The organism is Piscinibacter gummiphilus (assembly GCF_002116905.1).
Classification (GTDB): domain Bacteria; phylum Pseudomonadota; class Gammaproteobacteria; order Burkholderiales; family Burkholderiaceae_C; genus Rhizobacter; species Rhizobacter gummiphilus.
The window spans coordinates 1,664,805-1,677,736 of record NZ_CP015118.1 but is presented as its reverse complement, the minus strand read 5'-3'; the positions used below and the strand labels follow the sequence as shown (position 1 = coordinate 1,677,736).

Here is a 12,932-nt window from a genome sequence, read left to right as displayed (position 1 = left end):
TCAGGCCAGGCCGGCCGTCACCTGCTTGCAGACGTTGCGCCCCACGTCGGTGAGGCGGAGGCTGCCGCCGTTCCATTCGAACCAGTCGAGGGCGATGTAGTCCTCGATGTCGGAGGGGGCGATGTCGGAGGCCCGGCGTTTCTTCAGGAGGTCCACGGTGTCGAGCAGGGCATTGCGCAGCGCCTCGCGGCGGGGCTCGGACAACGAACTGGAAAGCCGGAACATGGGGTCTCCTGATGTTTCGGCCCACGATACCACTTCCGCATGACAGCCCCGTACCCCTCTCGCGGAGGATCAGTACCCCCGTTCGTGCGATATCACACCATCGATCGGTTCCGATCGTTCGAGCGCACCGATCTTGAATGCGATCTGCGCGACGGACTCGCGCCGCAGCGTCATCGCGGCGACGTGTGGCGTGAGCGCGATGCGCGGGTGGCGCCAGAACGGGTGGTGCGGCCGCGCCGGTTCGTCGCGGCAGACGTCGAGCGCCGCACCGGCGAGGTGACCACTCGCCAGCGCCTCGAGCAGGTCCGACTCGACCACGTGCGCGCCACGCGCGACGTTGATGAAGTACGCCGGCGACCGCAGGCCCGCGAACACCTTGGCGTCAATGAGGTCGCGCGTGTCGGCCGTGAGCGGCAGCACGTCGACCAGCACCCGCGTGCGCGCGAGGAACGGGGCGAAGCCGGACGGTCCCGAGAACGTCTCGACGCCCGCCAACTCGCGCGGCGAACGGGTCCAGCCGGCCACCGGGAAGCCCAGTGCACGGACGGCCTGCGCCACGGTCTGCCCCAGCGCGCCGAGGCCCAGCACACCCACCGGCCAGTCGGCCTTGCGTTCGGACGGCAGCGGCTGCCAGGTGCGGCCGGCCTGCAGCGCGGCGTAGGTGTCGAAGCGGCGGAAGTACCGCAGCAGCGCGTGCACGACGTAGTCGGCCATCTGCTCGCCCATGCCCGCGTCTTCGAGGCGCACCACCGGCACGCCCGACGGCAGCGCGAGCGACAGCAGCGCATCGACGCCCGCGCCCGCGGCGAAGATGGCCTTGAGGCGCCGGTGCCGGTCGAAGAAGTGCTGCGGCGCGCGCCACACGACGGCGTAGTCGGCGTCCAGCCCTGCGTCGCCCTCGTCGCCCACCACCACCGCGCCGGGCAGCGCCTGCGCGAGGTCGTCGATCCACGGCCGCGCCTCGGCGGGGCCCGCCCCGAAACTGCACACGATCTTCACGCCCGGCCCCTTCGTTTTGCTGGAGGGACGATGCTACCCCTGCGCGCGGGCCGCGAGGGCGGCGCCATCGCCCCCTTCGCGGCCTGCTTCAGCGCCGCGAGCGCGGGCGCCACGACGGCCTCGTCGGCCCCTTCGGCGAACACCGCGTAGGCGGGGTACAGGAACTCCGGCGCGCCCGGCACCCGGTGCAGTCGGCCGTGCTCCAGGTGCCCCCGCACCACCGCCTGGCGGATGTAGCCCGACCCGCCGGCCGCGAGGATGTACTCGCGCCCAAGCGGACCGAGCCCCGCGATGACACCGGCGTTGCCGAGTTCGGGGAACGCGAGCGCGTGCTGCGCAGCGAACTCCGGCCCCCAGTCCACGTACACGTAGTCGGACGGGTCGATGGCCCGGCGCCCGCGGCGCGTCGTGACGAGCACGAGCTTCTCCTCGATCAGCAGCTCGATGCGCAGGCCCGGCCTCTGCTGCGGCGCGTACACCACCGCGATGTCGAGCGACCCGGCCATCACCTGCTCGATCAGGTCGGCGGGGAACCCCACCTCGGTGCGCAGCGCGAGCTGCGGCGCGTCGGTGCGCATGCGCAGCAGCCAGTCGAGCAGCAGCGGGTCCCACAGGCTCATCTCGCAGCCGATGGTGAGCACCGAGCTGCGGCCCGCGGGCACCGCGACCTGGTGGCGCGCGCGTTCCCACACCTGCACGAGCTGCCGCGCGTGCCGCACGAACTGCTCGCCGGCCGGGGTCAGCGTGGCGCCCGCCTTGTTGCGCACGAAGAGGCGTGCGCCGAGTTCGTCCTCCAGTGAACGCACGCGCGCACTGACGGCGGTCTGCGTGACGTGCAGCCGCTCGGCCGCGCGCAGGAAGCTGCCGGCGGCGACGATCTCGAGGAAGGTGCGGGCGAGGGAGATGTCCATGAAACGAGCCTTTCAGTGCAACATTCTTGCATTTAACCGCCAATGGAATTCGCTTTACTGGATTCTTGCGCTTCGGGAAGATCAGGTCACCACAACAAGGAGACCGCCATGAACTTCATGAGCCATCCCACCGGTACGCCGCTGCAAGCGCCTCCGCGGATGCCCGTTCCTCCCACGGCGCCCCAGCCGACCCAGGCCCACGCCGAGGCGGCACGCCAGGCCGCCCTGGTGGCCGAACGCCGCACGCTGCGCGAATCGGCCGATGCGCTCGCGGGCGCGTCGGGCGTCTGACGCGGGGAAGACCCGCACGGCGACATGCCGGGTGCTGGCGCCGCCAGCACCCGTGAGTTAACCTGTTGGCTTATCTTTGGCGGTACCACCGGTGCCGCCGTTCCCCTGACCCCGTCGCACAGGAGAATCCGATGAGCCCCACCCCCAGCCTGAAGCCGGCCAGTGACCTGGCCGCGCTGACCCACCGCCGCTTCCCCAACGAAACCCCGGCCTACCGCGAGGCGCGTGTCGCGCTGCTCGCGGAGGAGATCGAACTGCGCCGCCACGTCGAACGCGTGGCCGCACAACGCCGCGCGCTGCCCCTGGGCGGCGAAGTGCCGGAGGACTACACGTTCGTCGGCGAACAGGGCCCCGTGAAGCTGGCGCAGCTGTTCGGCCCGCACGACACCCTCGTCACCTACAACTGGATGTTCGGCCCGCAACGCGAGCGCCCGTGCCCCATGTGCACCTGCCTGCTGGGTGCACTGGACGGCGAGTCGCCCGACATCCTGCAGCGCGTGGGCTTCGCCGTGATCGCCCGCTCGCCCATCGAGCGCCTCACCGCGTTCAAGCGCGAACGGGGCTGGCAGCACCTTCCCGTCGTGTCGTCCGGCGCGAACAGCTTCAACCGCGACTACGCCGACGAGGACCCTGCGAAGGGCGAGGACAACGCCGGCTTCTGCGTGTTCCAGAAGGAAGGTGGCCGCATCTTCCTCACCTATGCCGACGAGATGGGCTTCGACATGGCCGACCCCGGCCAGGACCCGCGCGGCCCGGTCGACATCATGCCGATCTGGCACCTGTTCGACCTGACGCCGGGCGGGCGCGATCCGAAGTGGTATCCGAAGCTGTCGTACTAGACCGAGCCCGTCCCGAGCTCCGGCCTTTGCCCGAGGGACACATGCTGCCCTTTACAAGAGATGACCGGTCATCTTATAGTGACCGCACATCGGATCCTTGCCGCCGTTCGCAAGCTGATGTACATCATTTCAAGGAGCACCCATGGGATCATTCAAAGGCGTTCGTGTCACCCAGGCCGACGGCAAGCTGACAGCCTCCGTCGTGTCGCTCGACGACACCGACCTGGACCCGGGCGACGTGACCATCGCCGTCGAGTACTCGACCGTCAACTACAAGGACGGTCTGGCCATCACCGGACTCGGCGGTTTCATCAAACGCTTTCCGATGACGCCGGGCATCGACCTGGCCGGCACCGTGCTCGAGTCGTCCCATCCCGGCTTCAAGGCCGGCGACAAGGTCGTCCTCAACGGCCGCGAGGCGGGCGTGACGCACCACGGAGGTTTCGCCCAACGCGCCCGCGTGCCGGGGGACTGGCTCGTCAAGCTGCCATCCGGCATCTCGACGCGCCAGGCGGCCGCCATCGGCACCGCCGGGTTCGCGGCCATGCTGTGCGTGCTCGCGCTGGAGCGGAACGGCGTAACGGGCGGCCAGGTGCTGGTGACCGGCGCGGCAGGCGGTGTCGGCTCGGTGGCGATCGCCCTTCTCGCGAAGCGCGGATACCGGGTGCTCGCATCGACCGGGCGGGCATCCGAGGAGGCCTATCTCCGCAACCTCGGCGCAGCCGAGATCATCGATCGCTCGACCCTGTCCGCCGCGGCGGAACGCCCTCTGGGCATGGAACGCTGGGACGGCGCGGTGGACACGGTGGGCAGCCACACGCTGGTGAACGTGCTGGCCCAGACACGGTACGGCGGGGCCGTGGCCGCCTGCGGCCTGGCGCAAGGCATGGACCTTCCGGGCAGCATGGCGCCGTACATCCTGCGCGGCGTGACGCTCGCGGGCATCGACACGGTCAACGCACCGATGCGCGCGCGCGAGCAGGCCTGGGCGCGGCTCGCCACGGACCTCGACGGCAGCCTGCTGGAAGGCATGACCTCGACGGTCGGCCTGGATGGCGCCGCGGCGAAAGCGGTGCAGGTCCTGCAAGGCGCGGTGCGCGGCCGGACCCTGGTCGACGTGAATCGTTGAACATCCCGCGCGCGCCGGCGGGATGGGCAAGCCCACGACGCTCGCAGCCCCGCTGCTCGGGAGACGGACGTGACATCGGAGGCTCCCCTGTCTTACTCCCGGATGCTGGTGCGGGCCCAACGACGGCACGCACGGCGTACCGCTGGCGCGCCTTCCGTCCGGGTCGTTGAACCACCGGCGGGCGAGACCGACGTCGCGCAGCCTGCATCCGTCGCGGCAGCAGTGCAGTGCCATGGCGGAGATCTGCCGCGCTGCGGCTCCACTTCGCTCGAAGACTGCGACGCGGCTGGGTGACCACCTCGCGGATGTCGGTCCGCGAGCGGTTCGCTCATCCTTCCAACCCTTGAGGAAATACCATGTCCGACTCCAGCAAGACCGCGGTCATCACCGGAGCCTCTTCCGGCATCGGGGCCGTCTATGCCCAACGCCTGGCCGCACGCGGGCACGACCTGATCCTCGTGGCCCGGCGCCTGGACCGCCTCGAGAAACTCGCCCACGAACTGTCGAGCGCCCATGGCGTGCGGGTCGAGACCCTCGCGGCAGACCTCGGCACCGACTCGGGGGTCTCGGGCATCGAGAAGGTGCTCGCCTCCGACAAGCGCATCGGCATGCTCGTGAACAACGCGGGCGTTGCCCGGCTGGCGCCCCTTGCCGGCGCCACGGCGGAGGACGCGATGTCGCAGGTGTCGCTGAACATCGCCGCGCTGACGCGCCTGACCCGCGCGGTGCTGCCCGGATTCCTCGCGCGGAACCAGGGCACCATCGTCAACGTGGCGTCCGTCCTGGCGATCCAGTCCCTCCCCATCAGCGCGGTCTACAGCGGCACCAAGGCGTACGTGCTGGCCTTCACGCGCGCGCTTCAGGCGGAACTCGCCTCCACGGGGGTGAAGGCACAGGTGCTTCTTCCGGGGGTCACGGCCACCGACCTCTGGTCCGAAGGCATTTCGGGCGTGCCGCTCTCGGTGTTGAACCAGGACAGCGTGATGTCGACACCCGACCTGGTCGATGCCGCGTTGCGCGCACTCGATGAAGGCGAAGCGGTCACCTGGCCCTCGGTGGAAGACGCGCAGCTCTGGACCGACTTCGAACAGGCGCGGGCACGGCTGTTCGCCGCGACCCAGACGGGGCGACCCGCGTCGCGATACCGGGCAGGATGACCCGGCGGCGTGTCCCGATGGGGCACGTCGACAGCTCCACCCGCGGTGCGAGACAATCGCGTTTTACTCCGCAGGTACAGCATGGGACAACCCAACGTTCGTGAGCGACTCGTCGAAGCATCGCTGGATGTCTTCCAGTCGCTTGGCTTCAACGGCTCCAGCGTGCAGGACTTGACCGACGCGGCGGGCGTTCCCAAGGGCTCGTTCTACAACCACTTCGCGGGCAAGGAAGACCTCGCCCTCGCCGCGTTGGCGCTCTACATCGAACGCAGCGGGGTCGAGGTTCTCCGCGACAAGCGGCTCCAACCCATCGAACGCCTGAAGCGCCATTTCCGCACGAACTGGAAGACCGCCAAGGACCGAGGCTACAAGGCGGGCTGCTACCTCGGCACAATGAGTTCCGAGATCGCCGACACGCACGAGAAGTCGCGCGAGGCGTTCCTCGGCGTCTTTCGGGCGTGGACCGGGCTGATCGCGGAGGCCATCGGCGAAGCACAGGCGAAGGGGGACATCGCGCAGGCCGGAGATCCCGCCCTGCTGGCCCGCTTCGTGCTGAATGCATGGCAAGGAACGCTGGTGCGAATGAAGGTCGTCCGGAGCGAGGAACCGCTCAAGGACTTCAACACCCTCGTGTTCGACGTCCTCCTGAAGTAGCAGGCGTCGCCAGGCCACGTCCGGCGGCCTACAGCAGCGTCTCGCTGATGAACGGGAACAGCGTGAAGATCTTCAGGCGGGTCACCCAGTCCACGCCGGGCTCGTCGACGTGGACGACTTCCTTGCCATCACGGTGCTCGACCCATTCGATGTCCTGCGTTTCGGGCGACAGCCTCAGCCGGTACATGCCCATGGCATGCAGGCGGTCGATCAGGCCGGCCACGTCCGCTGCGAATTCCGGGCTGTCCACGAGCACGCCGATTTCGGTGTTCACGCGCGAGGAACGGAAGTCCATGTTCATCGAACCGACGAACGTCCATCGACGGTCGATGACTGCTCCCTTGACGTGCAGTCGCCCCGAGGTTGTCGCCAGGTGCCGCGGGCGGCGGTCCTTCCCGGCATCGAGCACCTCGGGACTCACCTCGTGGACCTGGACCCCCATCTTCAGCAGCGGCTTCCGATATCGGGCGAACGCCGCACTCACATAGGGTTCGTCGTTGGCCGCGAGGGAATTGGTGACCAGCGTGACGGCGACGCCCTGCTGCCGGCCCCGCCCGATGTTCTCCATTCCGAGCTTGCCCGGCACGAAGTACGGCGACACGAGGAGCAGATCTTCCCGGGCCCGGTTGATGGCGTCCAGCACCTGGGAGGTGACCGTCGTCGAGTCGGCCCCTGATTCGGCTTGCCCCGACACCTTCTCGGGATCGTCGGCGAAGACCTGGATCCTGGCCCGAACCATCTTGAGGGGCGGATGCCCGATGTCCCCCGAGAGCGGGCCGTAGCCGAGAAGATCCCGCTCCGACGGGGCCAGCCCGGGCGCCGCTGCGGCGAATTCCTTCGTCGACACGTCGAACGCGATCCGGCGCGCCATCTCGTCCGGCAGGCCGGGCTCGAGTTCGGAGACGTCGAACACACGGGGGCTGTTCCAGTAGGCGTCGAACGCGGCGGCGAGTTCGGGCACCGCGGCACCCGCGATCAGCAGGTCGAAGTCGATGAAGTTGCCATCGGTGCTTCGCAGGAAATATTCGTCGGCGATGTTTCGCCCCCCGACGATGGCCATCGCACCGTCCGCGATCATCAACTTGTTGTGCATCCGGTGGTTCAAGCGGGCGACATCGAAGAGAGAGAGTCCCCAGCGCGTCACATGCGTCGAACGGCCCATCGGGAACGGATTGAACAGCCGAACCTCCACGTTTTCGATCGCTGCGAAGTTCGCCAGGAGGGCGTCCTCGCTGATGGTGTAGAGATCGTCGACCAGAAGGCGCACCCGGACCCCACGTCCGGCGGCGTCACGGAGCGCACGGAGGAACGCCCGACCCGAGCCGTCGTCCTTCAGCAGGTAGTACTGCACGTCCAGCGTGCGCTGCGCCTGCTGGATGATCGTCATCCGGGCGTCCCACGCGTAGGCCCCGGTGGCGAGCGGCCGAAGCGCCGACTCGCCATCGCCCAGCACATCCTGGCCGCCCCACATCGAGAGCGTGTCGGAAGGCCTGGCGGCGACGGCCTCGGCGCGCGGATGGTGCGACCTCCCGATGGACGCACAGCCCTGCATCAGCAGGACGCCCAGCACTACCGTCAAGACAGTCCGGCCCAGCCGAGCCAGCGCAGCATGCGGAAAGAGGCGAACCGGAAACCGGGTCCGTCGAACGCCAGAGCGGTGTGGGCAAGCGGCAGGCATGTTCACGAGGTGCGGGACGCACGGACCTTAAGATGACCGGTCATATCGTACGAGCAACCGCGCGCGAACTCAACGTCTTTCGGCCCCGTTCGCGTGGAGCACGCGGTTCAACCGCCGCTCAGAGCACCGCCACCGAGGCCACCTGCTGCTGCCGCGCCACGCCGCAGCGGGCGCCGTCGATCAGCGTGAAGATGTCGTAGCCGTTGGTCCACACCACGTTGCCGCGGCGGTCGATGTCGAAGCCGGCGACGTGCTGGGCCAGCACCTCCGGCGCATCACCCGGGCGGTCGATGCGCACCAGTTCCCAGTTGCGCGGCACGAGGTAGCCGCCGTGCTGCGGGTCGGCCTTGACCTTCGACAGCTCGATCATGCGGCCGTGCAGCCACAGCTGGCCCAGGTCCTGGTCGAGTTCCGGGGTGCGCGGCCCGCCGGACGAACGCAGGGGCTCCTTGCCGTACACCATCGAGAAGAAGTTCAGGTAGCCGAACACGGCCTTGAGCAGGCGGAACGGCATCAGCAGCGTGTCCGACAGCGCGGTGCCGGCGCGCTGGTGCACCGGCTTGTCGGCCGGACGCCGGATGGCGAACAGGCGGCCCTGGGTGTCCATGCGCGGCCCGACGAAGTCGTGGTGGCGGTCGTCGAGCAGCGTGTCGAGCCGGCCCGAGCCGTAGTCGAGCATGTTGATGCACGCATGGCCGATGGCCACGAGGTGCCCGCCCTGCGCATGGCGCGCGACCCCGCTCGACTGGTACACGACGGTCTTGCCGCGCCCGGGCACGAGCGACGGCGACGCGTCGACACAGTCGCCATCGGTGATGACGCCGGTGCGGTTGCCGTCCTCGTCGTACACCTCGACGTGGGCCGTGCCGTCGGTGTTGCGCGACGCGATGAAGAGCCGCCGGTCGTCCGCGTTGAACGCGAAGCCCTCGCACTCCCACCCGGCGCGGTGGAACAGGCGCACCTCACGGTCCTCGGCGAGGTGGCGGCGGAACACGCCGGTGGTGTCACCGACCGACAGCACGTAGTACAGCGAGTCGTCGTCGGCCGCACGGCACGCGTGCAGGAACCGCACCTGCATCGGGCCCGCGTCCGCTCCGGAGCGCCGGCCCCACAGGCTGTTCGACGGGATCACGCCGCTCTGCCCCTCGCGCGGTGCGTGTTTCCAGCCGGTGTTGCGGCGGCTCTGGGCCGCACGTTCGATCAGCTCCTTTGCGAAGGGCGATTCGATCTGCCGCGAGGCCGTGCCTTCGGCGTGCAACCACAGTTCGCCGTTGGCGATGGACAGCGTGCGCATGGGTTCCCTCCCTGAATCTGGTCCCGGAGCGAGATGTTAGCGCCGGGCGGCACGGTAGCATCCGCGGCCATGCCCCACGCCCTCCTCCGCGCCATGACGCGCACGCTGCCGACCGCGCTGCTGTTCGCCGCCTCCATCGCCTCGGCCAGCGAACCCGCCTCCGGCACCTTCACCGCGACCCGCTCGTGCGAAGCCTTCCAGTCCTTCCGCAAGGGCACGAACCCGGGCGATGTGCGCACGGCGCCGGGCACGGCCTACCCGGTGCGCGAGGTCAACGGGCCCGACCGGCGCTGGCTGCGGATCGACGTGGCCGGGTCCCAGCGCTGGGTGGCCGCCGACTGCGGCACGGCGTCCGTCGAGGCGGCGGCCGCGGCACCGCGAGGCGGTGGCGGGCAGTGCAACATCGCTGGCGAGTTCGACAGCTACGTGCTCGCCGTCTCGTGGCAGCCGGGCTTCTGCGAACACGTGAAGTACCAGGGCACGAAACCCGAGTGCGACCGCCTCGCCGACCGCCGCCTGGTGGTGACCCACCTCACGCTGCACGGCCTGTGGCCCAACCGCCAGTCGTGCGGCACCCGCTACGGCGCCTGCCCCGGTCCGCAGCTGGACCTGCGGCCCGACACCCTCGCCCTCGTCCGCCCGTGGATGCCCAACTTCCAGTACGAGCAGGCCTTCGGCCGGCACGAATGGAACAAGCACGGCACCTGCACGCCGATGGACGACGACACGTACTTCCGCCGCGCCGTGGCCGCGGTGAAGACCCTCGACGCGTCCGCCGCCGGCCGCTACATCGCGACGAACGCCGGCGGGGCCATCTCGCGCAAGGCCTTCTACGAACGCGTGGTGGCCGACACGGGCCGGCCGCAAGCGGCGAACGCGATCACGCTGCTGTGCACGAACAAGCAGCTGTTCGAGGTGCGCGTGAAGCTGCCCGTCGACTTCAAGGAAGGCGGATCGCTCGACCAGTTGCTCGGACCGACGCTGCCCGCCATGCGGCCATCCGATTCGAAGGAGTGCCGCGGGGACGAGATCCTGGTGGAGGCCGGCGGCCGCTGACGTCATCAAACCAAGGGATGAAGGCGGACCGGCGCCCGCGGACAATCGGCCCCGAGCCCTTCACCCCTGATCCCCGTCTTCCGATCGGCCGGGTCAGGCCTTCGCCCGCAACACCCCGCCCGCGCGCACGAAATTGCCCGCCCCGAGATGATGGATGGTCTGCAGCGCCGCGTTGTCGTCCCCGAAGTGCCAGCGGCCGTTCGAGAACACCCGCGCGTCCGCGGCCGCCGCGACCACCTCGGCGAAACAGGTGTCGTACGCGGCCTCCGTGTGCCGTTCGGGAATCAGCCGGCATTCGAGCCACGCGGCGCAGCCCGCCTCGATGACGGGCATGCCCAGCACCGGCCCCGGCCGGGCCGCGATGCCGAGCCGTTCGAACTTGTCGGTGTCGCGCCCGCTGTCGCTGCCCACCGCGTAGGTCAGGTCCACGATCCCCGCGCCCGGGAGGCACAGGGCGAACGCACCGCTGGCCATCACCAGCTCGCGGGTGAAGGTGCTCTTGTCGATCACCACCGCGATGCGCGGTGGCGTGAACTCCACCGGCATCGACCAGGCCGCGGCCATCACGTTGCGGCGTCCGCCGTGGACGCTGGTCACGAGCACCGTGGGGCCGTGGTTGATCAGCCGGCTCGCGTGTTCGAGCGCGACGGGTTGGAAATGGGGGCTCATGATCGATCCGGTGTGGAGAAGTGCCGGACGATTGTCTCCGCGGACCGTGATGCACGCCTCGGAGGGGCCGTTGGCCCCACCTGCGGGGGTGCCTTCGCGACGACGGCGGTGTTGTAATGGCAGCCACGGCGCCGATCCGGCCCGTCTCTCCCTGCCGTGCCCCCTGTTCCCCCATGAGCGACCGTCCCACCGATCCGCGTCCCATCACCGAGGCCCGCCTCCTGGCCATGGTGAACGCCAGCGGCGACAGCTTCTGGGAAACCGACGTCGAGCGCCACTTCGTCCACATCAGCGACAACATGTGCCGCATGATGGGCTACGCGCGCGAGGAGATCCACGGCCGCAACGTCATGGAGTTCATGACACCCGAGTACCGGGCCGAGATCCTCACCCACGCCGCGCAGCGCGGCACCCCAGACAACCCGCTGGCCCACATCCACCCGCTGCGTCACACCGGCGAGTTCTTCCGCAAGGACGGCGCCCGCCTGTGGATCGAGACCGTCTCGGTGCCCGTGTTCGACGACGCGGGCCTGCACATCGGCTACTTCGGCATCACGCGCGACGTGACCGAGCGCAAGCGCGCGGAGCAGGACCTGCGCCGCGCCAACGAGCGGCTCGAGGCGCAGCTCGCCCACATCCAGGCACTGCACGCGCAGATGCGCGAGCAGGCCATCCGCGACGAACTCACCGGCGTGCACAACCGCCGCCACTTCGTCGAGGTGGCCGAACGCGAGATGGAACGGGCGCGGCGCCAGGGCGCGATGCTGTCGCTCGTGATGCTCGACATCGACCACTTCAAGCGCGTCAACGACGACCACGGCCACCCCGTGGGCGACGCGGCCCTGAAGGCCGTGGGCGCCCTGCTCGGCGAGACCACGCGCTCGGGCGACCTCGCCTTCCGCCTCGGCGGCGAGGAGTTCGCGGTGCTGCTGATGGGCATGGGCCACGACGGCGCCATCGAACGCGCCGAGATCTGGCGCACCGCCCTCGCGGACGTGCGCATCCCCATCGAGGGATCGTCGCTGCGCCTGACCGCCTCGTTCGGCGTGGCCACCTTCCCCGCGCACGCGAACAGCGTCGTGGAGCTGATGAAGGTGGCGGATGCGCGCATGTACCTCGCGAAGGCACAGGGGCGCGACCAAGTGATCGGACAGCCGCTCCCCTGACCGCCTGCGCGCGCGGGTTTCACTCGATGCGCTCGTGGTGCCCGGGCGCCCCCTGCTTCCAATAGGCCGCCGCACGCACGCGTGAGCGGTCCAGGCCCAGCTCACCCACCAGCACCTCGCGCACCGCGGCCATGGCCTTCGCCTCGCCCGCGGCCCAGCTGTAGCCCGCGCCGTCCGGGATCTTCAACGCACGCACGGCATCGACCAGGCCCGACGGCTCGCACCAGTGCCACGCCACGTCCGCCTTCGTCGGCAGCTCGCGGCGGTCTTCCGGCGCCACCGCCAGCACGGCGATGACCCGTTTGCCCGCGGGCAGCTCCTCCAGCCGCCGCGCGATGGCGGGCAGCGCGGCGTCGTCGCCCACCAGCAGGTGCCAGTCGAAGGCCTCGGGGATCAGGAACGAACCGCGCGGGCCGCCGATGCCGACCTCCTGGCCGGGCCGGGCCTGCGCGGCCCATGTGGCGGCGGGGCCGTCGCCATGCACCGCGAATTCGATGTCGAGCTCGAGCGCGGCCGCGTCGAAGCGGCGTGGGGTGTAGTCGCGCATCACCGGGCGCGGCGCGCCTTCGGGGAACGACGGGCCGTCGGGCCCGAGCTCCGGCAGCACCAGTTCGGAGGTGCCCGGCGCGGGCAGCATGAGCTTGATGTGGTCGTCGAACGAGGCGCTGGTGAAGCCGGCGAGGTCCGCACCGGTGAAGGTGATCGAGACGATGTGCGGGCTCAGCCGCGTCACGCGGCTCACCTGGACGCGGCGGCGGCGGAGTTCGTGGCGCACGCGGCGCACTTCGAGGAGGGAATCGGCCATGGGTTCCTGATTCGTTGATAGTGTCAACCAAGTATGCGATCGAACGGTTGACACTGTCA

General features: G+C 69.7%; 14 protein-coding genes. 7 read left to right on the top strand and 7 right to left on the bottom strand.

The window, feature by feature from the left end:
- The 3 genes from A4W93_RS07550 to A4W93_RS07540 all read right to left on the bottom strand — a co-directional run bounded on the left by A4W93_RS07550 (position 1) and on the right by A4W93_RS07540 (position 2,135).
- The gene (locus tag A4W93_RS07550; protein ID WP_085750034.1) at positions 1-225 is read right to left on the bottom strand and encodes a hypothetical protein; all 225 of its coding nucleotides are present in this window, start codon (positions 223-225) and stop codon (positions 1-3) included.
- A 69-nt stretch (positions 226-294) separates the two neighbouring features.
- Positions 295-1,218, bottom strand: a complete 924-nt coding sequence (locus A4W93_RS07545; protein ID WP_085754072.1) for a 2-hydroxyacid dehydrogenase — start codon at positions 1,216-1,218, stop codon at positions 295-297.
- Positions 1,219-1,220: 2 nt separating this feature from the next.
- Positions 1,221-2,135 (bottom strand): LysR family transcriptional regulator, encoded by a 915-nt coding sequence (locus A4W93_RS07540; RefSeq protein WP_085750033.1) that lies wholly within the window; start codon positions 2,133-2,135, stop codon positions 1,221-1,223.
- 108 nt (positions 2,136-2,243) lie between these two features.
- Between A4W93_RS07540 and A4W93_RS07535 the strand changes: the two genes are divergently transcribed.
- The 5 genes from A4W93_RS07535 (at position 2,244) to A4W93_RS07515 (ending at position 6,205) form a co-directional block, all read left to right on the top strand.
- A complete protein-coding gene (locus A4W93_RS07535) occupies positions 2,244-2,426 on the top strand; it encodes a hypothetical protein (protein ID WP_085750032.1) in 183 nt (60 codons plus the stop codon).
- 131 nt (positions 2,427-2,557) lie between these two features.
- Positions 2,558-3,265: a DUF899 family protein gene (locus tag A4W93_RS07530; RefSeq protein ID WP_085750031.1), complete on the top strand. Its 708-nt coding sequence runs from the start codon at positions 2,558-2,560 to the stop codon at positions 3,263-3,265.
- 142 nt (positions 3,266-3,407) lie between these two features.
- Complete coding sequence (gene acuI / locus A4W93_RS07525) at positions 3,408-4,394, top strand: acrylyl-CoA reductase (NADPH) (protein ID WP_085750030.1); 987 nt, start codon at positions 3,408-3,410, stop codon at positions 4,392-4,394.
- Positions 4,395-4,750: 356 nt separating this feature from the next.
- Positions 4,751-5,551, top strand: coding sequence for an SDR family NAD(P)-dependent oxidoreductase (locus tag A4W93_RS07520; RefSeq protein ID WP_085750029.1), 801 nt, complete (start codon positions 4,751-4,753; stop codon positions 5,549-5,551).
- 81 nt (positions 5,552-5,632) lie between these two features.
- Positions 5,633-6,205, top strand: a complete 573-nt coding sequence (locus tag A4W93_RS07515; RefSeq protein ID WP_085750028.1) for a TetR/AcrR family transcriptional regulator — start codon at positions 5,633-5,635, stop codon at positions 6,203-6,205.
- Positions 6,206-6,233: 28 nt separating this feature from the next.
- Here A4W93_RS07515 and A4W93_RS07510 read toward each other — a convergent pair whose 3' ends face one another.
- Complete coding sequence (locus tag A4W93_RS07510) at positions 6,234-7,775, bottom strand: phospholipase D-like domain-containing protein (protein WP_237357784.1); 1,542 nt, start codon at positions 7,773-7,775, stop codon at positions 6,234-6,236.
- A gap of 226 nt (positions 7,776-8,001) precedes the next feature.
- Positions 8,002-9,177 carry a TolB family protein gene (locus A4W93_RS07505; RefSeq protein WP_085750026.1) on the bottom strand — a complete coding sequence of 392 codons (1,176 nt, stop codon included), beginning with the start codon at positions 9,175-9,177 and terminating at the stop codon, positions 8,002-8,004.
- Positions 9,178-9,246: 69 nt separating this feature from the next.
- Here A4W93_RS07505 and A4W93_RS07500 point away from each other — a divergent pair, with 69 nt between their 5' ends.
- Positions 9,247-10,233 carry a ribonuclease T2 family protein gene (locus A4W93_RS07500; RefSeq protein WP_237357721.1) on the top strand — a complete coding sequence of 329 codons (987 nt, stop codon included), beginning with the start codon at positions 9,247-9,249 and terminating at the stop codon, positions 10,231-10,233.
- 93 nt (positions 10,234-10,326) lie between these two features.
- Here the strand turns inward: A4W93_RS07500 and A4W93_RS07495 are convergent, their stop codons facing one another.
- A complete protein-coding gene (locus A4W93_RS07495) occupies positions 10,327-10,902 on the bottom strand; it encodes a flavin reductase family protein (protein WP_085750025.1) in 576 nt (191 codons plus the stop codon).
- A 173-nt stretch (positions 10,903-11,075) separates the two neighbouring features.
- Between A4W93_RS07495 and A4W93_RS07490 the strand changes: the two genes are divergently transcribed.
- Positions 11,076-12,068 carry a sensor domain-containing diguanylate cyclase gene (locus tag A4W93_RS07490; RefSeq protein WP_169726515.1) on the top strand — a complete coding sequence of 331 codons (993 nt, stop codon included), beginning with the start codon at positions 11,076-11,078 and terminating at the stop codon, positions 12,066-12,068.
- A gap of 19 nt (positions 12,069-12,087) precedes the next feature.
- Here A4W93_RS07490 and A4W93_RS07485 read toward each other — a convergent pair whose 3' ends face one another.
- Positions 12,088-12,873 carry a siderophore-interacting protein gene (locus A4W93_RS07485; RefSeq protein WP_085750023.1) on the bottom strand — a complete coding sequence of 262 codons (786 nt, stop codon included), beginning with the start codon at positions 12,871-12,873 and terminating at the stop codon, positions 12,088-12,090.
- Between the last annotated feature and the right edge of the window lie 59 nt (positions 12,874-12,932).